We start from the raw sequence: 20,047 nt of genomic DNA, 5'->3' as shown, positions 1-20,047 counted from the left end.
TATTTTTACCTTAAGAATCAAAGTGTAATATTTAATTAATGTACGTGCGGTTTACCCTGAGGCTTTGCATTAGGCGCAATCGGTTGCGGGTCTAGTGTCGCAATCGTTAGGTTATCTTGGTGCAAATATTTTTTTGCAACCGCTTGCACTTGCTCTGCCGTCACTGCGCGCAATTTGTTAGGGTAATCTTCTAGCATTTTCCAAGAGAGCCCGATGGTTTCAATCGTACCAAGCTGCATGCCTTGATAAAACATGGAGTCGCGCTGGTACACATCCGAAGCAATCACACCAGCTTTGACTCGCTCGAGCTCTTGTTGCGAAATACCTGTTTTCTTAATTTTTTCTACCTCTTGGATTAAAGCCTGCTCCAATTCAAGTACGGTTTTACCTTCACTTGGCGTACCATCCAATGAAAATAAGCTTTGACGACCACGCGCTAATAAATCGTAACCCGCATCCACATCTATCGCTAATTGGGTATCTCGCACTAGGCTCTGATTTAAACGTGCTGCAGGATTGCCACTCAATACGCCTGCCAACACCTCCAAAGCATAAGGCTCCCAATCTGACTCAGGGTTAATAACGGGCGGTACATGGTAGCCCATCAACAGGTAAGGCAACTTTGCCGGCGCTTTCACTACCACGCGCCGCTCACCCAGCTGAACTGGCTCTACTTGCGGCTTACGCTCAGGCAATACCTTGGCTTTTATTTTGCCAAAATATTGCTTTGCCAACTGATAAACATCATCAGCTTTCACATCGCCCACCACTACCAAGGTAGCGTTATTAGGCGCATACCAATTGTGATACCACTCCCGCGCATCGGCAACGGTCATATTTTCTAGATCATTCATAAACCCAATCACTGGGCGTGAATATGGGTGCGCGCGATACGCCACCCCTTGAAACGCCTCATTCACCTGCGATTGCGGCTTATCATCGGTACGCCAGCGCCGCTCTTCCATCACCACTTTAATTTCTTTAGCGAACTCTGCTTCACTCAACTGCAGATTCTCCATGCGGTCAGCCTCCAGTTTGAACGAGAGGGGTAAATGTGATTTTTCTAGCTGTTGGAAATAACAAGTGTAGTCAGTACTGGTAAAGGCGTTTTCTTTACCACCGGCAGCGGCAACAAGACGTGAAAACTGGCCTGCCGGTACGTTTTTTGTGCCTTTAAACATCATATGCTCAAGCACGTGTGCCACACCGGTTTTACCATTTACTTCATCTAGACTACCTGCGCGATACCATACCTGAGACACCACAACTGGTGCACGATGGTCTTCTTGCACAACCAATTTAAGGCCGTTATCCAACTTAAACTCTTTAATGAGTGGATTAGCAAAAACAGTAATAGGCATTACTAACAAAAGTAGTAAAAAGCTTTTTGTACGCACAGGACTTAATCTCCAGTTATTTTTATCAATATTCAACGGGTATAAAACTATCGGCTCAGCTGAGCCATTGAATCAACTTTTGGGACAAGGATACCATTGACTTAGTTCAGACGAGTAAGCATCTATATAAATTACAATCGCCTTGCCAAGGTAGGTCAATATTAATATTTGGCAACACACAATTAAAAATACATATATTCATTAACATACATCAAATGAACTGGTTTGCCACAAGCGAAATTAAGCTAAAATAGTGCTACTAAACTCAGTTAAAAATTTATGTTCGATTTTTTCAAAAAAGACAAAACACCAGCCACGCCAGAGGCCAGCCCTGTAGAAGCAACCCCAAGCCAAAGTTGGGCTGCACGGTTAAAACAGGGCTTAGCAAAAACCAGAAACCAGTTGGGTAACCAACTCGCCAGTATTTTTGGCGGCGGCAAAATTGACGCAGAGGTCTATGAAGAATTAGAAACCATATTACTCACCTCAGATGTGGGCATCAATGCCACGCAACACCTGCTAAATGACATTAAAAGCCGTGTAAAACGCCAAAGCCTTGATGATACGGTACAGCTCAAAGCGGCATTAAAAGATGCGTTATCAGACTTACTTTCTCCATTAGAGCAGCCATTAGTCACAAACAAGAATCAACCATTTATCATTATGTTGGCTGGCGTCAACGGTGCGGGCAAAACCACCACCATCGGCAAATTAGCCAAACTATTTCAGTCAGAAGGCAAAAGTGTACTGATTGCTGCCGGCGATACCTTTAGAGCTGCCGCACGCGAACAATTACAGATTTGGGGTGAGCGTAACAATGTGCATGTGGTTGCGCAAACCAGCGGCGACCCTGCTGCCGTGATGTTTGACGCCATCAACTCAGCACGCGCTAAAAATATCGATATTGTGCTGGCAGATACCGCAGGGCGCTTACCAACACAAATGCACCTGATGGATGAAATTGCAAAAGTAAAACGCGTGATGGATAAAGCGCTACCTGGTGCACCGCATGAAGTATTACTGGTATTAGATGCGAACACTGGGCAAAACGCAGTATCTCAAGTGAAAATTTTTGATGACGCCTTGGGTGTAACGGGCTTGGTACTCAGTAAGCTGGATGGCACAGCCAAAGGCGGCGTGATTGCGGCTATCGCCCAGGCGCGCCCAATTCCGATTCGTTACATTGGCATTGGTGAAGCCATTGACGATCTCAGACCATTTAATGCCAATGAGTTTATTGACGCGATGATTGAGTCGTAAACTATTTTTAATCCGCGTGCATATATTAAGACTAAAATACCAGCATGATTCAATTTGATAAAGTCACCAAGCGCTACCCAGGTAGCGATGAAATACTCAAAAACATTAGCTTTAACATTGATGCTGGTGAGTTTGTGTTTCTGACCGGTCACTCCGGTGCCGGTAAAAGCACGCTGTTAAAACTGATTGCAGCCACAGAGCGCCCCACTAGCGGCACAGTATTGATTGCCAATCAAAATGTCAGCCAATTAAAACCTTCTGCCATTCCATTTCTACGCCGCCGCTTTGGTTTAATTTTTCAGGACCACAAGCTACTGTATGATAGAAACTGTTTTGAGAATGTAATTTTACCTTTACATATCAATGGTATATCCGGACAAGAAGCCGCCAAGCGTGTACGTGCCGCGCTAGATAAAGTAGGTTTATTGCATAAAGAAAAAGCCATGCCCATCACATTATCCGGTGGTGAACAGCAGCGCTTGGCAATCGCACGTGCAGTGGTCAGTCGCCCGTCTATCCTGCTGGCGGATGAGCCTACCGGCAATTTAGATGCAAGCTATGCGGCAGACATCATGGCAATTTTCTACGCCTTCAATCAAGTGGGGGTCACAGTGATTATGTCTACGCATGACGCCCTAGGCATGAGTGCCACACAGAACCGCGTGCTGCATATTAACCAAGGTTCACTGAGCGAGCCTTTACTAAACACACCCAACTTTAACCAAGAGTCATCCTCTATCGAGCCTTTTACATCATGAGTAACTGGCTAAACCAACATATACAAACCCTTAAGCTGGTACTTAAGCGCATGCAAGCCAATATGCTGTCAACGTTTATGATTTGCCTGGTGATTGGGGTTGCAATGTGTCTGCCCAGCTTATTTTATTTAGCGGTAGATAACTTATCCAAACTCACAGACCACATACAAAAAGACACAGAAATCAGCCTGTTTCTCAATGTGGAAGCTGGTGCTGGCGCGATTAAAACAATTGAACGTCAATTAGCCCAAAATAAAGAGATTGAGCGCTTTCACTTAGTGACAAAAGAAGAAGCCTGGCAACAGTTGCAGCTTAAGTCACAAAGCAATCAAGACGTGAGTGATGCCGTATCGCAGCTAGGCAAAAATCCATTGCCAGATGCATTTTTCATTCAAGCAAAATCTGCCGACCCAGATCGCTTGATTCAACTCAAAGACACACTGCAAAACCTACCTAACGTAGAGCTGGCATTATTGAATACCGAGTGGGTAAAACGCCTGTCATCGTTACTGAGCTTAGGCAAAAAACTCATCTCGATGATTGCCGGCTTATTGGCTATCGTACTGCTGGTGATTATCGGCAACACGATACGCATGCAAATCTTAACGCAAAAAGATGAAATTGAAGTAAGCAACCTAATCGGTGCGACCAGTAGCTTTATACGCATGCCATTCTTATATGCAGGGGCGCTGTACGGATTATTTGGCGGATTAATGGCAGTACTAATGCTCATGGGGATTACTCTCGCATTTAATTTCTCTATGGCGCAAATCGCCCATTTATATAGCAATGATTTCAGCGTATCGCTATTTAATTTACAGCTATTCCTAGCTGTCATCATTGTGGCAATATGCATAGGCTGGGTAGGCTCATACATCGCCGTGTCACGTGCGATTGCAAGCTACAAAATCAACTAGCGCCCACCTCACTACAAAGTACGCCTGAACGCCTGAGCACATCAGGCGTCCATTAATATACACATCAGCATTAAGCTTGAGTTAAGCTTACGCATGCACAATACATGACCATTACTTTCACTCGGAGTTTTTGACTAAGGCAGTAACTCGCCCTATGCAAATCAAACACACTATGACGAAAAAACTCGGTATTTTTGTATTGTTAACTGCAGCATGCGTATTGTTAGCAGGCGTTTTTGTTTTCACCAACACTACGGCAAAAGCTGATATTAATCAGCAAACGGCACGCCAATTATTAAGTGCAGGGAAAATACTTCCTTTAGAAAAAATCACGAAACTAGCAAAAGAAATTAAACCTGGTGAAGTGTTGGAAACTGAGCTGGAGCACAAAAAAGGCATATATATTTATGAGGTAGAACTGCTGGATGCACATAGCCAAGTTTGGGAAATAAAACTGGATGCAAAAACTGGTAAGCTCATCAAAATGGAACTTGAGGATTAACCCATGCGCCTGCTCCTAGTTGAAGACGACCCCATACTCGGCAAACAACTGCAAACTAGCCTGCAACGTGCGGGTTATGCCACAGATTTAGCCACAGATGGCGTAGAAGCGGAAATACAAGGTGAGTTAGAGCCTTATGATTTAGCCATACTAGACTTAGGCCTGCCCAAACGCAATGGGCTGGAGATATTGTCACACTGGCGCAACGCACAAGTGAACATGCCCGTCATCATTCTCACCGCCAGAGGCGGATGGCAGGACAAGGTAACGGGGTTTAACACTGGTGCAGATGACTATGTCAGTAAACCGTTCCAAATTGAAGAACTGCTGGCACGTATCAGTGCAGTGCTAAAACGCAGCATAGTTAATCATGCCAGCGAGTTACACTCAGCCCAATTCAAACTGAACGAACAGACGCAAACCGTGATATTTGAGGATGGCACTCAGCACAACCTCACCAATGTAGAGTTCAGACTACTGCGATACTTTATGCTGCACCCTGGGCACATTCTTTCTAAATCAGTACTAACCGAGCATGTTTATGAATATGATGAAGATAAAGACAGCAATGTGATTGAGGTATATATCAACCGCCTGCGCCAAAAGATTGGTAGCCATCGCATACAAACTAGGCGCGGCCAAGGCTATGTGTTTGGGGTTGCACCTTAATGCGCTCACTCAAGGGCAGGTTATCATGGAGCATCACGCTTAGCTTGGTGTTGCTGCTATCACTACAATGGCTAGTGGTTAGCTATGCGATTAATAAACTCAGCGAAGATCAGCTTATTAAGCGCCTACAGCACGAAGGGGAAAGCCTCCTTGCCAGTGCCCGATTAAATGCATCGAACCAACTGGAAATTGACGCACAGCGTCTAAGCGCCATTTACCAGCGGCCATTCTCCGGTAACTATTATGTGGTCATTTCTGGGCAGCAACGCTTAATTTCTCGTTCATTGTGGGATACCGACATGAGAGTAGGCCCCTTGGCAGCAGGAGAGCAGCAATTAGTTTACAGCCAAGGCCCGGAACAACAATCCTTGCTGATTGTGGCGCATGGCTACCAAAAACAAAGCCTGTCGATTACGATTGCAATCGCTGAAAATCTAGGCCCGCTAAAAGCGAGCATTGAACACTTTCAGCTGATTTATGCCGCAATCTCATTGCTTGGCCTTATCCTCTTATTAGCGATACAACGGCTGATGATACATCGCGCACTCCTACCGCTAAAAGAGATGCAGAGCGACATTGCTAAACTGGAGCGTGGTGAGGCTGACCAAATTGCATCAAAAGGGCCGGAAGAAATTGCGCCACTAATTACAGAGCTCAACCACCTATTGCATACAGTTCAGCAGAAATCCAAACGCTCCCGAGAGTCTTTAGGCAACTTAGCACACGCCCTCAAGACCAAACTCACACTGCTAAATCAGACTGCAGAGCGCACAGAAATTGATGACCTGCCCGAGATTCGTGCATCCATTTATGCGGTAACAGCGTCATTGGACCAAATTATCGAACGTGAACTCAAACGTGCACGCTTAATGGGTAATGCCAAGCCCATGCAACAGGTAGATTTAAAAACCGAGATTGCGCAGCTAACGCACACCATGCGGATGATTTACAAAGCCAAAAATGTGAACATCACCTGGGAAGTTGCAAAAGGAACACGGTTTCATGGCGATGGCGAAGACTTATTAGAAATACTGGGCAACTTGCTGGATAACGCCTGCAAATGGTGTGCACGCAATGTATCGCTTACAGTAACAGGCAGTGAAGCGCCCATCTTTGTCATAGAAGATGACGGACCAGGCTGCCCGGCGCATGAGTTAAACTCACTCACACAACGCGGCTTTAAAGCCGATGAAACGGTTGCGGGTAGTGGCTTAGGGCTAGCCATCGTATACGATATTGCAAATAGCTACGGGGCCAACCTAAGCTTTAGCCGCTCAGCCGCACTTGGCGGCTTACGCGTTGAAATTAGATTTACCCCTCGTACGGATTAACCTAAAACCACTCGCGGCTTACATCACGTACCGCTCCTGTTTTTGCATCCACTAAAACCTCCCACTCACGTCCATCAGCATCCACGATCTCGAACTCGTAATCCCAGCCTTTGCCAAATTTTCTATTTTCTAAATCAACATCGGCTACCGCACCAGGCTTTGCAGCTAGCGCCTTTGTTTTTGCCTGCTCTAAGGTAATTAAGCCCAGCTCTTTAGAAATGGCTTCAATTTCATGAATATCGTCATCAGCAAAAGCTAATGGCGATAATAAGCTTAATGAAATAAGTGACGCTACAGTAAATGTATGGATTGAATTTCTCATGATGTAACTCCTTTAATAAATGGTGAACATCACTTTATGCGCCCAAGCTTAAATCAAGCTTAAAAAACCTATCACAACATTTACTTATCCATATACTCAATAGGGTCACTTTACCTGCGTAGACAATTTTGCTAGAGTTGAAGCATGTACTAAAGCCAACATTTCAAAACAGCTGACAGACATGCAAATGTCTCCTCATTGATATAGAAATTTGGCCTATAGTCAATTGTCACACGCCGTGGCAAGAACTGAGAAAACACTTGTTCACAAAACTACACATCAAAGATGACCTAGGCATCGCTCAAGCACTCACTTGGCGTTACGTACTTGCACTATCTCTCGTCGCAACACTTTCAACCGCAGCTTGGTATAGTCTTAAGCTTGTCATCTCGGAGCAAAATGGCACCGCGGCTGTGGTCAACGTAAGTGGGCGACAACGAATGTTAAGCCAGCGCACCGCGCTATTTGCCAATTTATTAGTCACGGCACCCAACAGCGAACGCTCAGCCATCCGCCACAAGTTGGAAGAGTCTGTGGAACTAATGGCTGTCTCACATCACGGCTTACTGCATGGCAACCCGAGCATGGGGCTACCCAGCACCATGTCCCCTGCCATCAAGGCTATGTATTACAGCGGTGAGCAGCCACTCAACCAGCAAGTCAGAACTTACATTAATACGGTACGTGCATTAATTGCTACCAATAATGACAAACTGGCGATAGATAACCCAGCACTGCGCTATATCACCCTCACTGCGCCCAGCACTTTAGTTTCATCGCTAGATAAGGCAGTACACCAATATCAATTAGAAGGTGAAGCAGCTATTAAGCGCTTAGAAAAAGCAGAAACCACCTTGTGGATTATTACCTTATTCTTGCTTGCATTAGAGGCTATGCTGATTTTCCATCCGTTTATCAAACACATTAAAGTAGTGTTAGATAAACTCAAACATGCTACTGACGAAATTTTGCTCAATCAAGAAACCCTTGAAGAGAGAATTAAACAACGCACCTCCGAGCTTGCCAACAGAAGCAAAGCACTGGCAGAAAGCGAGCAAAAACTATCGGTGCTATTAAACAACACCAATATACATATGTGGGCATTTGATGGCTCAGTGTTCACCTATACTAATAGACAGTGGTTTGACTTTACTGGCCAAGACCCAGAAAACAGCCTAACCATAGAAAAATGGGCTTCAGTTGTGCACCCAGAGGACTTAACTGAGGCACAGAAAATCTGGCAAGTAGATTTTGAAAAGAAATCTGGCCATGACCATTACTTTAGATTAAAACGGCACGATGGCGTGTACCGTGACTTCTATTGCCGTGTCACACCGATTAAAGGCGAAAACGGGGCTCTGCTCTATTTGCAAGGGCACAATTTAGATATTACAGACCGTAAACAGCTAGAAGACGAAGTGCGCCAGCTAGCGTTTTACGATGTATTAACCACACTCCCCAACCGGCGCTTACTCAAAGACCGCTTGAGCCATACCATGGCATCAAGTAAGCGTAATGGCCGCTACTGCGCACTCATGTTCTTGGACTTAGATAACTTCAAGCCTATCAACGATACTTATGGCCATGCATTTGGGGATGCCTTATTGCTAGAGGTAGCAGAGCGAATCAAAAGCTGCGTGCGTCAAACTGACACCGTAGCTCGATTTGGCGGTGATGAATTTGTTGTACTGCTCAACACGTTAACCACCGATAAAGAAAAATCAGTGCTCCAAGCCAACCGCATTGCAGAGAAAATACGCAAGACATTATTAGCGCCATATTTACTTTCATTAAATGCGAAAGATAGCAAAACCCAAATTGAGCATTTGTGCTCTGCCAGCATAGGCGTGGTTGTCTTTATTAACCACGAGTCAAATGAAGATGAAATTTTGAAACGTGCCGACGATGCCATGTATGCGGCAAAAGCCGCGGGTCGCAACCAAATTAGACTTGACAGCGACTTCATTTAGCCACCACAAAAACCTCAAGATATTGAAATCTTGGGTCAATAAATCGCGCCCATAAAAAAAATATCATTTTTATTTAAATTAAGTGAAAAAGGTGTTGATAACATGCCGCATTGTCTGTAATATGCGGCCTTCGTTAGTGCTGCAGGGTGCTTAGCTCAGTTGGTAGAGCGTCGCCCTTACAAGGCGAATGTCAGCGGTTCGACCCCGTTAGCACCCACCAAAAATTTGCACTGACGAAAATTTGAGCTTTAACTGAATATGTATAGATTTTATCAATACATAAAGTTCAAGGAGTGGTAGTTCAGTTGGTTAGAATACCGGCCTGTCACGCCGGGGGTCGCGGGTTCGAGTCCCGTCCACTCCGCCAATATTTTAAAACCCTTATAAGTGAAAACTTATGAGGGTTTTTTCTTTTCTATAGTCCAAAATAGAGCCAACGTTTTTCGACCCTAACCAATACCTATGTTATCAACTAGGCTTGTCGCCATACGGCTAAACAGTGAGGGCATAAGCGCAACAAAACAACCTATGCCCTACATCACACCTTTATAGTGATTGCGCCTCAGCAATCGGCATCAATATATAGTGCATGCCGGTATCGCTAAACATTTGCTTGAATTCAACTATCAACTCTTGCAACTCAGCAAAACCAGCATGTATCATAAACTGCACACGCTGCTGGCGACCTGCAACTTGCTCCACCAGACTAAGCCCAGCATGCTGCCTACCATGCCCGCTGACATGACTTGTAGTAAAACCAGAGATCTGGTCTTTTTGTAATAACAAATCAACCAATGCTTCTTCTAAACTCACTGGCGCCATCAGTATTAATAAGCCCTGCGCACTAGGATATTGGTTCATTTTGCAGCCCCATTAAAAAACCTGCGATAAAAAATTGGCAGCAACACCAATGTCAGTGCAGTTGAGCTTACCAAGCCGCCAATCACGACAATGGCCAAAGGCCGCTGAATCTCAGACCCAGGCCCTGTCGCAAATAACAAGGGAATCAAGCCAAAAGCCGCAATGCTTGCAGTCATCAGCACGGGCCTTAACCTACGTTTGGCACCCTCCACCACAATAGAAGCCATTGCCATGCCCTGTGCCTGCAGTTGGTTAAAATAACTGACCATCACCACGCCATTCAGCACAGCGATGCCTAGCAAGGCGATAAACCCTACTGAAGCAGGTACGGATAAGTACTCCCCTGACAACCAAAGCGAAAACACGCCACCGATCATTGCGAACGGGATGTTAGACAAAATCAATACGGCCTGCTTAACTGACCCAAACGTCGCAAACAACAATAAGAATATCAATCCGATAGCCACTGGCACCACAATTGCTAAGCGTGCGGATGCTCTTTGCTGGTTCTCAAACTGGCCGCCAAATTTTGCAGCATAGCCTTCATCAAACTTAACCTCTGCCTGCACACGCTGCTTGGCTTCTTCCACAAAACTCACCAAATCACGATCACGTACATTGGCTGTCACCACCACGAAGCGTGCGCCGCCTTCCCTATCCACCTTCACCGGGCCTTCTTCACGTTCAATTCTAGCAACAGCCGAAAGCGGTATATTTGTACCATTGTCTAGCGTCAGCATTAAATTGCCAAAGTCTGCGGGGGATGCACGTAAATCCTGGCTACCACGAATCAACACAGGGGTGCGTTTTTGTCCTTCCTGCACTACGCCCAACTGCTTACCCTCAAGCTGGGCTAGCAATATGGCCTCTATCTCGGTGACACTCAAGCCGAGGCGCCCTGCCGCCATTCGATCAATTTTGATTTGTAAATACTGCACACCGCTGTTTTGCGGGGTGTACACATCCTGGCTACCCGGAATAGACGTTAAAATTTTAACGATCTGCTGTGCTTTTGCATTAAGTGTGGTGAGGTCCGGCCCAAAGATTTTAATCGCCAAATCACCACGCACACCTAAGATCATTTCATTCACACGCATATCAATTGGCTGCGTAAAACTATAGGCTAGGCCAGGCAACTGATTCATTACCTTACGCAGCTCATCAATCAGTTGCTCTTTGGTCGCCACACGCCACTCTCGCATTGGCTTTAGTATCAAAAAATTATCCGTTTGATTTAAGCCCATCGGATCCAGCCCCAAATCATCTGAACCAACACGTGAATATACGCCTTTCACTTCCGGCACTTGATTTAATATCGCGCGCTGCACATTCATGTCTGTGATGATGGTTTGATTAAGATTAATCGACGGTAACTTCTCCACCCCAATAATAATGTCGCCTTCATCCATCACAGGCATAAAGGTTTTACCAATCTGGGTGTACACAACGCCAGTGAGCGCAAGCATCACCAACGCGGCAACGACTATCACCCTTGCATGCGCCAAACACCAAATCAATACTGGCTCATAAATCGCCAGCGCCTTACGCACCAACCATGGATTATCGTGGCTCACTTCTTTTAACAAAAATGAAGACAGCATAGGAATCACCGTCAACGATAATAGCAACGACCCGGCTAAAGCGAACATAATCGTCAATGCCACTGGGGTGAATAACTTACCCTCCAAGCCCTGCAAGGTGAGTAAAGGTAAAAATACCGTAATAATGATTAGCAGCCCGGCGGTGACCGGCACGCTAACCTCGCGTACAGCGCGATAAATAATATGCATACGCGGTAACGTACCAGCCTGCTTTTTATCTGCCAGATGCGATACCACATTTTCTACCACCACCACTGCAGCATCCACCAGCATGCCGATGGCAATGGCGAGCCCGCCTAAGCTCATTAAATTGGCAGACATACCGAAACTGCGCATCAATAAAAAAGTAAAGAGTGCAGAAAGCGGCAAAATAAAAGCGATGGTCAGCGCGGCTCTAAAGTTACCCAAAAACAGTACCAGCAAAATCAGCACCAACACTACGGCTTCTAACAAAGCCTTAGTCACGGTATTAACAGCACGCTCGACTAAACTACCTCTATCATAAAACACATTAATCTTGACGCTTTTAGGCAACTGCGGCGCGATCTCTGCCAGTCTGGCTTTTACGCCTTCCACCACTTTCTGTGCATTGGCACCACGTAAGCCTAACACCAAGCCCTGCACGGTTTCATTCTGACCATTACTGGTCACGGCACCATAGCGCGTAATTGATCCAATACGTACCGTAGCAACATCAGCCACCCGCACCGACATACCATGATCGGTACGCACCACGGTGTTCTCAACATCTTCAATGGTTTTAAAACCACCCTCCGTGCGTACCAATAAAGAGCCTTCACCATCGTTCAATCGCCCAGCACCACCATTGCGATTATTCGTTTGTAGCACTTGCTGTAACTGATCTATCGCCACCCCTCTTGCGTACATGCGCGCATTGTCCGGCACGATTTCAAAACTACGCACTAAACCACCTAGCGCATTGACATCAGCGACACCTCCAACTGTGCGTAACTGTGGGCGAATCACCCAGTCCAGCAGGCTACGTCGCTCTTGCAGGCTCAGTTCATCGCTCTCCACGGTGAACATAAACATCTCACCTAACGGTGTTGTCATCGGCGCCATACCGCCAGACACGTTTTCAGGCAAATTGGGCCAGACAGCACTTAGGCGCTCTGACAACTGCTGCCTGGCCCAGTAAATATCGGTACCATCTTCAAAATCAATCGTAATGTCAGTGAGTGCATACTTAGCCACAGAGCGCACCCCCACTTGATGTGGCACCCCTAACACTTCAACTTCTATCGGTGCAGTAATTCTTGCCTCGACCTCTTCTGGTGTCATACCAGGGGCTTTAACCACTATCTTAACCTGCGTAGAAGACACGTCTGGAAAGGCATCAATCGGTAACGCCCGATAAGCCACCGTACCTGCAGCCGCCAAGCCGAGTGTGGCAATCACCATTAATAACCGTTGCGTCAGGGCAAACTGAATCAGCTTAGCTAACATCATTCACCCCCTAACCCCAACCAGGTGCCTTTAATTGCAGAAACACCCGTCACTGCAATTTGCTCGTTACCGGTAAATGGCGCATCGACAACAGCCTCGTCCACTTGCTCAGAAATAACCGTCACTTTAATCGGCTTAAAGCCAGCTTTCGTTTGCACAAACACCAAGGCACTGTTACCTTGCCTTGCAAGCGCTGACTTTGGCACACTAAAATACTTAGATTGATCGCCTAAGTTGATTTCAGCCTCCACAAACTGTCCTGGTGATAGTTTTTCTGCGCCTTTGGTAATTTCAGCGCGCAAATGTAGCGTCTGGTCAGCTTTATTGACGCTACGAATCACAGCAATAAGATGCCCGCTTGCTTGCAGCTTAGGCACCTGCACTTGCATCCCTTCCTTCACAAATGGCAAGCCTTCAAGTGGTGCATGAATCTCAAGCCACAGCGGAGATAATTTGGCAATGCGGTATAAAGGCATCGCCATATCAACACGCTGCCCAGTCGTTACCATTTGCTCTAACACTTGGCCGGAAATCGGCGCTACCAAACTAAGGCCGCTAGCCATGCCAGTTGATGGGCTTAACTTTGCAATAGCCGCGTCACTCACACCGGCCAACCTTAACACTTGCCTGCTCTGTGCTAAGTTGGCGCTAGCCTCATCATGTGCACTTTCGGTTTCTAAATATCTGCGATGAGCGATAACGCCTTCCTTTAACAGCTCCGTATCACGTGCCAATGCCTTTGCAGCTAGCCTGTTCTGCGTTAACGCCTGCAGATAATCACGCTGCAAACCTAGCAAATCCGAGCTGATTAAATGCGCAATTACCTGCCCTTTTTTAACCGTTTGCCCTGCTGCCACATGCATCTGATCTAACAAACCTGACTGGGGTGCGCTGACAATGCGCTCCTGACCGACTGGGATCACAATTTCTGCCGGGAAACGGCGGCTGCTCAATAAAGTATTTTTACCAATTGGGGCAACTACCACACCCAGACTTTTTTGTTGCACCAAGCTCATCACAACATCAGCGGCCTGCGCATTGCCGCTAAAAAATACAAGCGTGGTGATTAATACGAGAAAATAGTTCACGAAAGCACTCCTAAAAAAGCAGAAAACCATTCGTGACAAGCACGAATATTAAATCTAGAACTTTTAGGAGAATAGAGGTGGAGCGCGTGGCCCCGCTACAGACTGGAGAAAAGGAGGAATACTGATATGCGCGGTAAACGCATATTTGTGGCGCCTTGTGGAAACTACCAACAACGGAATAATAAATAACATCAAAAATAGAGGCACAGGCAATACCTCTAAATTTTTAGTTTTAGCTAAAGCTTTATCTACCCCAACCACTTGCACATCATTAACGCTCTTAAGTGTGTGTACAGTATCTAATGATTGAAATAAATCAGCCTCATGCATATGCAAACCATGTCCATAGGCAGAAGTATCTGCCTGAACATGTGCATGGATAAATGGTGAAAAGGCTTGCAAGACCGCAAACCAAACCACAATCAGCAACAATAGTTTTTTATTAAAACCTCTTAGCATGGAATAAATGTATCAGCTATTAAGGATGATGACAAACGCTCTAGTTAATAGGTTCTTTTTCTAGGAGTGAATGTGTGCTGATTATCAATATGTCTAAATGTGATACGACCATTGTTAACATCATAAGGAGATAACTCTAGTGTGACTTTATCGCCCGCTAAAATACGAATGTGGTTTTTTTTCATCTTTCCACCAGTATATGCAATCAATACATGGCCGTTATCTAATGTCACGCGATAACGTGAATCAGGTAGAATCTCTGTTACTACGCCACTCATTTCAATCAACTCTTCTTTTGCCATTGCTTTGCTCCAAAATCATGTAAGACCCGTGTTAAAGCTAAAAGCTAATCAAAAGTTGATGCAATCGTAAAACATTGGGAATTTTGTGTATAAAAATAGTTTACGCACGCACTATCTAACGCACGCGCACTATAGCCCCAGAAGCCTAATTTAGCAAGCTAATCAGTTAAATAAGTGTCTGATTTTAATCACTATGACGCATGACGCCACAAAGATAATTAAAAATGTGCTTGACAGCCTCTCAATTTGTCCGTAAAAAGCAATGTAGGCGTTTGAATTTTTAATTTTTTAGTCTTTCGTAGATTGATTGCATTTAAAAACCCGAACTTTCAGGGTGCCTCCCTTTTTTAAAAAGTATGGAATAAGATATGGCAACAGGTTTAGTAAAATGGTTTAATGACTCTAAAGGTTTTGGTTTCATTACTCCTGACGCAGGCGGTGACGATTTATTCGCACATTTCTCAGCTATCAACGATAGCGGTTACAAAAGTTTGAAAGAAAATGATCGCGTATCTTTCGACGTGACTGACGGACCAAAAGGTAAACAAGCTTCTAACATTCAGAAGGTTTAGTACTTAAAGAATCCATTTAAAATGACCCTTTATCGGGTCATTTTTTTTGTCTATATATTTAGCATTTGCACGATCAAGCAATGAGCGTTTATTCTTATACTTAAATAATTGTCGCCAAATTGACTCCAGAGTAAGATGACAGCTTGTTACAAGGGTAACATCATGTAACAATCACCCAAAAGGATTAATCAGTCGGATCTTATGGAACAAAAACTCACACCACTTGAAATTGCTCGCCAAACTTTAATTCAGCTATCAAAGAGCCAAAAACCGCCTACGCCGGAAAACTACAGCAAGGTTTACGATGAGATTGCAGGGACTGCTTCATTAAACGGTAAAGCTTTACTAGATATTACACTCAATAAAGTACTCACAGAAAAAGGCAAAGAGCATCCAAAATATGCCGCGATTGCAAAACGCATTCCGAATCTGATTGAAAAAAATGATGCCGTTAATCTAGATGCACAACTGCGTGCACTTATTCTTAACGATGCAAATAACGATAGTGATGTTCAGTGGGGCTCACTATTACGCTACTTGCTTAAACAGCTAGAGCTTAACCATACAGAATTAACGCCTTCAAACAAAAGAGATGGGTTAAATCGTGCCATCTCAGCATTTGGCAATGATCCGATGCAACTGGCCGAAAAGATTCAGACCCTCATCACCTCTTGGGGCGAGGGGAAATCTGCAGATATTGAAATATCTGCCAATCATACCCCAGCGCTCAACCATCATGAAGTGCAAGTTACTAAGCATGTGCCATCGCACACAGGCAATAATAATTCCACCGCTGCAGATATCGCTGCTGCCTGGCGTGACATATTGGTTAGAACCATTCGGATTATTGTTATGCCAAAATTTGCGGATTCACCCAGTGCCGCAAATCGCGTGGAAGAGCTGATTAAAGAAGCTGAATCCTCTCAAACATTAGCTCAAATCGAAGAACTGAACGGTGCGCTACGCTCAACCTTGCTCCGAGCAGAAATGCAAACTGACGCACAACGCAGAATGCAAGAAGCGCTGATAGAAATATTGCGCTTACTTGTATCAAGCATGGCGGAACTAACCATTGAAGATGAATGGCTGCACGCACAAATTGCAATTGTTAAAGAGATTGTTTCCAAGCCATTAAAGATTGATACGGTATATAACGCAGAAAGCAGCCTCAAAGAGCTCATTTTCAAACAGGCACAAATTAAGCCGGGGCTGATTGAAGCTAAAGAAACACTGAAAAGCATGGTGAATACTTTTGTCAGCAGACTAGCGGACATTACCTCCTCTACCGGCAACTACCAGAGCAAGATTCAGGAGTATCACAACCAAATTAATGCCGTCAACGACATTACTGAACTCAATACGATACTAGAGCATTTAGTAGATGATATTGGCGAAATGAATACTGAAGCCAAAGCCAACCATGAGACGCTGCTAGAGTCTCAGAAGAAGGCACAAGAGGCTGAAAAGAAAATTAACGAACTCACCCTCAAGCTGGATTACATTAGCGAAGCAGCGCATGAAGACTTCCTCACTGGCGCATTAAATAGGCGCGGCATGGATGAAGCCTTGATTCGCGAGTTTGAGCGCTCTGACAGACACGGCACATCGCTCTCGCTGGCGATGCTGGACGTTGATCACTTTAAAAAGATCAATGACACCATGGGCCACTCTACAGGCGATAAAGCACTTGCCCACTTATCCAAGGTGGTGAAAGGTATTTTACGCAGTACCGATGTCTTAGCGCGCTACGGTGGCGAGGAGTTTGTAATTCTGCTGCCGGGCTCCAACCAGAATGACGCCGTCACGGTAGTTTCTGGCTTACAGCGTGACCTCACCAAAAATTTCTTTCTACACAATAATGAACGTGTGCTGATTACGTTTAGTGCAGGCGTTGCAGAACGCGTGCACGGTGAAACTGTAGACAGCGTTCTACCAAGAGCCGATGCCGCACTGTATTTAGCCAAGCAATCGGGCCGCAATCGCGTTGTGGGGGCAGAACCACCCAAGGCACATACTGAATAAAGTCTCGTGAATAATATCTAAGATATGCTGCAGCAGTTTTCAGCATTTAAATCGAAAGCAAGCAGCGTAAAGGCCTGTAGAGAAGTAAGCATTTACAATTGTCAATAAAAAAAGGGCCAACCTCGCGGTTGACCCTTTTCTTTTATGACAGAATACTCAAACAGCTAGGCCTGCTTAAGTACCCATTTCACAATCGTTTTAATGTCATCATCTTTTACTTGTGGGCTGTTAGGTGGCATCGCCATTTTTCCCCAAACACCACCGCCACCCGCTTTCACTTTTGCAATCAAACGCGCTTCTGCAGCTGCATCACCTTTATATTTGGTGGCTACATCTTTGTAAGATGGGCCAAGAATTGCATTCTGTATACCATGACACATTAAACATCCACTCTTTTGTGCAAGACTTTCTGCTGGGTCAGCAGCATTAGCCGCTTGCGCACTCAAGAGCAATGCACTTAATAAAACTGTTTTCTTTAATAATTGATGCATCTTATATTTCCTTATGACTTAATAAGTTACAGACTAAATACGTTCATTGCGCCACCACCAGGTGCAGCATTGTATTTCACTAGATCTTTATAACCGCCAGCAGCACCCAAGCCATCTGTTGAGTTAGTTAAACCTAGGTTCATTGCCACGCCTGCCCAGCCACCAATACCAGATAACACGCCAACATATTGCTTACCTTTGTTACTGTAAGTGATAGCATTACCAACTACGCCTGAACCTACTTGGAATTTCCACAACTCTTTACCATTGTTGGCATCTACCGCTTTAAACCAGCGATCTAATGTACCGTAGAACACTAAATTGGTTGATGTAACCAATGCGCCACCCCAAGCTGAGAACTGCTCTTTTTTGTACCAAGCTGACTTTCCTTTTAAACCATCCCAAGCCATAAAGCCACCCATTACGCCATCTGGACCAGGGAACATGGTTAAGGTTGAACCTACCCATGGCTGACCTGCAACGTATTTAGATTCCACTGGCTCATACGTCATACATACGTGGTTAAGCGGTACGTAGAACATGCCTGTTTTTGGTGAAAATGCAGCAGGCTGCTGATCTTTTACCCCAAGCGCAGAAGGACAAATACCTTGTGCGTTGTAATCTTGGTGAGTTGAGAATTTAGGGTCTTTATTCGGTATACCAGTTTTAAGGTCTACATTAAATGCCCAGTTCACAAACGGATGCATTTTGTTTGCAACTAGCAATGAGCCATTAGTGCGGTCGAATGTATAGCCGAAACCGTTACGGTCAAAGTGGCTAGCTAGCTTCTTACCTTTAGTTTCCCACAAGATGATTTCATTCATACCGTCGTAATCCCACTCGTCATGCGGCGTCATTTGATAGCCCCATTTCGCCTCGCCAGTATCGACATCACGTGCAAAAATAGTCATCGACCATTTGTTGTCACCTGGGCGCACATCTGGGTTCCAAGTACTTGGGTTACCTGTACCGTAGTACATCAGGTTTAATTTGGGGTCATATGAGTACCAACCCCAAGTTGGGCCGCCACCGTTTTGCCAGCCGTCTTTTTTGGCTTGTGGTTTAAGCCAGGTTTTCATGCCTAGGTCTTTTTCAGGAAATTTTAATTGGTCTTTAGGTAAAGCTTTAAATGAACCGCCGATTTTATTACCGCCGTTCACATCTTGGTAAAGTGATAACGCGCTGTAGTGCGGATTATCCTTATTGAAATCATTACCAATCAATACGTCTTGGTCTGAGCCTGTGCTGTATGCACGCCATACCAAAGCACCATCTTTAATGTTGTAAGCGCTGATATAGCAACGTACGCCGTATTCACCACCTGAACAGCCTGTAATCACTTTATCTTTAATCACGTGCGGTGCATTGGTGTTTGATGCGCCTTCTTTAGGGTTTGTTACTTGCGTATCCCATAGTTTTTTACCTGACTTAGCATCTAACGCAACTAATAAGCCGTCATTTTGTTGCAAGAAAATCTTGCCATCACCATAGCCTAAACCACGGTTAACGTTATCACAGCACAGTAAAGCCTGTGTTGATGGGTCTTGTTTCGGGAAATAAGACCAAAGAATTTTCTGGTTGTCATTAAGATCTAACGCGTAAACGTTATTAGGGAATGCAGTGTGCACATACATCACGCCATTCACTACTAGCGGCGCACCTTCATGACCACGGTTAACACCGGTTGCAAAAGACCAGGCAAGTTTCATGTTTTTCACATTGCCTTTATTGATTTGGCTCAAACGGCTATAACCAGAATTGCTAAAATCTTTACGTGGGTGCACCCACTGACTATCATCCTTCATGAGGGTTGATAATTCATCTTCAGCAAAAGCTGGAGTACTTAGCATGCCAAACAGGCCTGCACTTAAAGCTAGGCTAACGCCAAATTTACGTTTAAATAGATGATTCATGTTGCATCCCCAAATTATAAAATTATTTAAGTTCTGTATTACTAATCTCATGCATTGAAACGATATTGGTAACAGTGCTAATATTGCAACAGGCATGCCAACACAATAAAAAGCCGCAAACTTAAATAAAATCTCATTAGAAATT

Annotated in this window: 18 protein-coding genes and 2 tRNA genes; 11 read left to right on the top strand and 9 right to left on the bottom strand. The window is 44.9% G+C overall.

Features of this window, described 5'->3' with window-relative positions:
- Window positions 1-35: 35 nt before the first annotated feature.
- Entirely contained in the window at window positions 36-1,361 is a 1,326-nt protein-coding gene (locus ACSSU7_RS00360) for a M16 family metallopeptidase (protein ID WP_492516780.1), read from the bottom strand.
- A gap of 315 nt (window positions 1,362-1,676) precedes the next feature.
- On the opposite strand from ACSSU7_RS00360, the gene ftsY reads away from it, so the two are divergent.
- The 6 genes from ftsY (at window position 1,677) to ACSSU7_RS00330 (ending at window position 6,834) form a co-directional block, all read left to right on the top strand.
- Window positions 1,677-2,657 carry a signal recognition particle-docking protein FtsY gene (ftsY, locus tag ACSSU7_RS00355; RefSeq protein ID WP_492516779.1) on the top strand — a complete coding sequence of 327 codons (981 nt, stop codon included), beginning with the start codon at window positions 1,677-1,679 and terminating at the stop codon, window positions 2,655-2,657.
- 44 nt (window positions 2,658-2,701) lie between these two features.
- Window positions 2,702-3,415 carry a cell division ATP-binding protein FtsE gene (gene ftsE, locus ACSSU7_RS00350; protein WP_492516778.1) on the top strand — a complete coding sequence of 238 codons (714 nt, stop codon included), beginning with the start codon at window positions 2,702-2,704 and terminating at the stop codon, window positions 3,413-3,415.
- Window positions 3,412-4,332 carry a permease-like cell division protein FtsX gene (gene ftsX, locus ACSSU7_RS00345; RefSeq protein ID WP_492516777.1) on the top strand — a complete coding sequence of 307 codons (921 nt, stop codon included), beginning with the start codon at window positions 3,412-3,414 and terminating at the stop codon, window positions 4,330-4,332. Before ftsE ends, ftsX begins: the two co-directional genes overlap by 4 nt.
- Window positions 4,333-4,486: 154 nt before the next feature.
- The gene (locus ACSSU7_RS00340) at window positions 4,487-4,834 is read left to right on the top strand and encodes a PepSY domain-containing protein (protein WP_492516776.1); all 348 of its coding nucleotides are present in this window, start codon (window positions 4,487-4,489) and stop codon (window positions 4,832-4,834) included.
- Between the two features lie 3 nt (window positions 4,835-4,837).
- Complete coding sequence (locus ACSSU7_RS00335) at window positions 4,838-5,503, top strand: response regulator transcription factor (RefSeq protein ID WP_492516775.1); 666 nt, start codon at window positions 4,838-4,840, stop codon at window positions 5,501-5,503.
- Entirely contained in the window at window positions 5,503-6,834 is a 1,332-nt protein-coding gene (locus tag ACSSU7_RS00330) for a sensor histidine kinase (RefSeq protein WP_492516774.1), read from the top strand. Before ACSSU7_RS00335 ends, ACSSU7_RS00330 begins: the two co-directional genes overlap by 1 nt.
- Window position 6,835: 1 nt before the next feature.
- Here the strand turns inward: ACSSU7_RS00330 and ACSSU7_RS00325 are convergent, their stop codons facing one another.
- Window positions 6,836-7,156, bottom strand: coding sequence for a PepSY domain-containing protein (locus tag ACSSU7_RS00325; protein ID WP_492516773.1), 321 nt, complete (start codon window positions 7,154-7,156; stop codon window positions 6,836-6,838).
- Between the two features lie 260 nt (window positions 7,157-7,416).
- Here ACSSU7_RS00325 and ACSSU7_RS00320 point away from each other — a divergent pair, with 260 nt between their 5' ends.
- The 3 genes from ACSSU7_RS00320 (at window position 7,417) to ACSSU7_RS00310 (ending at window position 9,493) form a co-directional block, all read left to right on the top strand.
- A complete protein-coding gene (locus ACSSU7_RS00320; RefSeq protein WP_492516772.1) occupies window positions 7,417-9,126 on the top strand; it encodes a diguanylate cyclase domain-containing protein in 1,710 nt (569 codons plus the stop codon).
- A 144-nt stretch (window positions 9,127-9,270) separates the two neighbouring features.
- Window positions 9,271-9,346, top strand: a tRNA-Val gene (locus ACSSU7_RS00315).
- A 70-nt stretch (window positions 9,347-9,416) separates the two neighbouring features.
- A tRNA-Asp gene (locus ACSSU7_RS00310) sits at window positions 9,417-9,493 on the top strand.
- A 179-nt stretch (window positions 9,494-9,672) separates the two neighbouring features.
- On the opposite strand, the gene ACSSU7_RS00305 is transcribed toward ACSSU7_RS00310, so the two are convergent.
- From ACSSU7_RS00305 to infA, 5 genes are all read right to left on the bottom strand, one after another.
- Window positions 9,673-9,987: a DUF3240 family protein gene (locus ACSSU7_RS00305; RefSeq protein WP_492516771.1), complete on the bottom strand. Its 315-nt coding sequence runs from the start codon at window positions 9,985-9,987 to the stop codon at window positions 9,673-9,675.
- Window positions 9,984-13,055 carry an efflux RND transporter permease subunit gene (locus ACSSU7_RS00300; protein WP_492517801.1) on the bottom strand — a complete coding sequence of 1,024 codons (3,072 nt, stop codon included), beginning with the start codon at window positions 13,053-13,055 and terminating at the stop codon, window positions 9,984-9,986. Before ACSSU7_RS00300 ends, ACSSU7_RS00305 begins: the two co-directional genes overlap by 4 nt.
- A complete protein-coding gene (locus ACSSU7_RS00295) occupies window positions 13,055-14,143 on the bottom strand; it encodes an efflux RND transporter periplasmic adaptor subunit (protein WP_492516770.1) in 1,089 nt (362 codons plus the stop codon). The genes ACSSU7_RS00300 and ACSSU7_RS00295 overlap by 1 nt, the downstream gene beginning before the upstream one ends.
- 63 nt (window positions 14,144-14,206) lie before the next feature.
- Window positions 14,207-14,602: a hypothetical protein gene (locus tag ACSSU7_RS00290; RefSeq protein WP_492516769.1), complete on the bottom strand. Its 396-nt coding sequence runs from the start codon at window positions 14,600-14,602 to the stop codon at window positions 14,207-14,209.
- Between the two features lie 44 nt (window positions 14,603-14,646).
- Window positions 14,647-14,904: a translation initiation factor IF-1 gene (gene infA / locus ACSSU7_RS00285; protein WP_015832705.1), complete on the bottom strand. Its 258-nt coding sequence runs from the start codon at window positions 14,902-14,904 to the stop codon at window positions 14,647-14,649.
- A gap of 368 nt (window positions 14,905-15,272) precedes the next feature.
- On the opposite strand from infA, the gene ACSSU7_RS00280 reads away from it, so the two are divergent.
- Together ACSSU7_RS00280 and ACSSU7_RS00275 are read left to right on the top strand one after the other, a co-directional pair.
- The gene (locus tag ACSSU7_RS00280) at window positions 15,273-15,476 is read left to right on the top strand and encodes a cold-shock protein (RefSeq protein ID WP_019897632.1); all 204 of its coding nucleotides are present in this window, start codon (window positions 15,273-15,275) and stop codon (window positions 15,474-15,476) included.
- A 201-nt stretch (window positions 15,477-15,677) separates the two neighbouring features.
- Window positions 15,678-17,498, top strand: coding sequence for a sensor domain-containing diguanylate cyclase (locus ACSSU7_RS00275; RefSeq protein ID WP_492516768.1), 1,821 nt, complete (start codon window positions 15,678-15,680; stop codon window positions 17,496-17,498).
- 164 nt (window positions 17,499-17,662) lie between these two features.
- On the opposite strand, the gene ACSSU7_RS00270 is transcribed toward ACSSU7_RS00275, so the two are convergent.
- Both ACSSU7_RS00270 and ACSSU7_RS00265 read right to left on the bottom strand, forming a co-directional pair.
- Window positions 17,663-17,989 (bottom strand): c-type cytochrome, encoded by a 327-nt coding sequence (locus ACSSU7_RS00270; protein ID WP_492516767.1) that lies wholly within the window; start codon window positions 17,987-17,989, stop codon window positions 17,663-17,665.
- A 26-nt stretch (window positions 17,990-18,015) separates the two neighbouring features.
- Window positions 18,016-19,902 carry a methanol/ethanol family PQQ-dependent dehydrogenase gene (locus ACSSU7_RS00265; protein ID WP_492516766.1) on the bottom strand — a complete coding sequence of 629 codons (1,887 nt, stop codon included), beginning with the start codon at window positions 19,900-19,902 and terminating at the stop codon, window positions 18,016-18,018.
- Between the last annotated feature and the right edge of the window lie 145 nt (window positions 19,903-20,047).

The sequence above is a fragment of the Methylotenera sp. E1MeOHC1 genome (assembly GCF_058745595.1).
The sequence above is the reverse complement of the archived record's forward strand: the minus strand, read 5'-3'. Positions and strand labels throughout refer to the sequence as shown.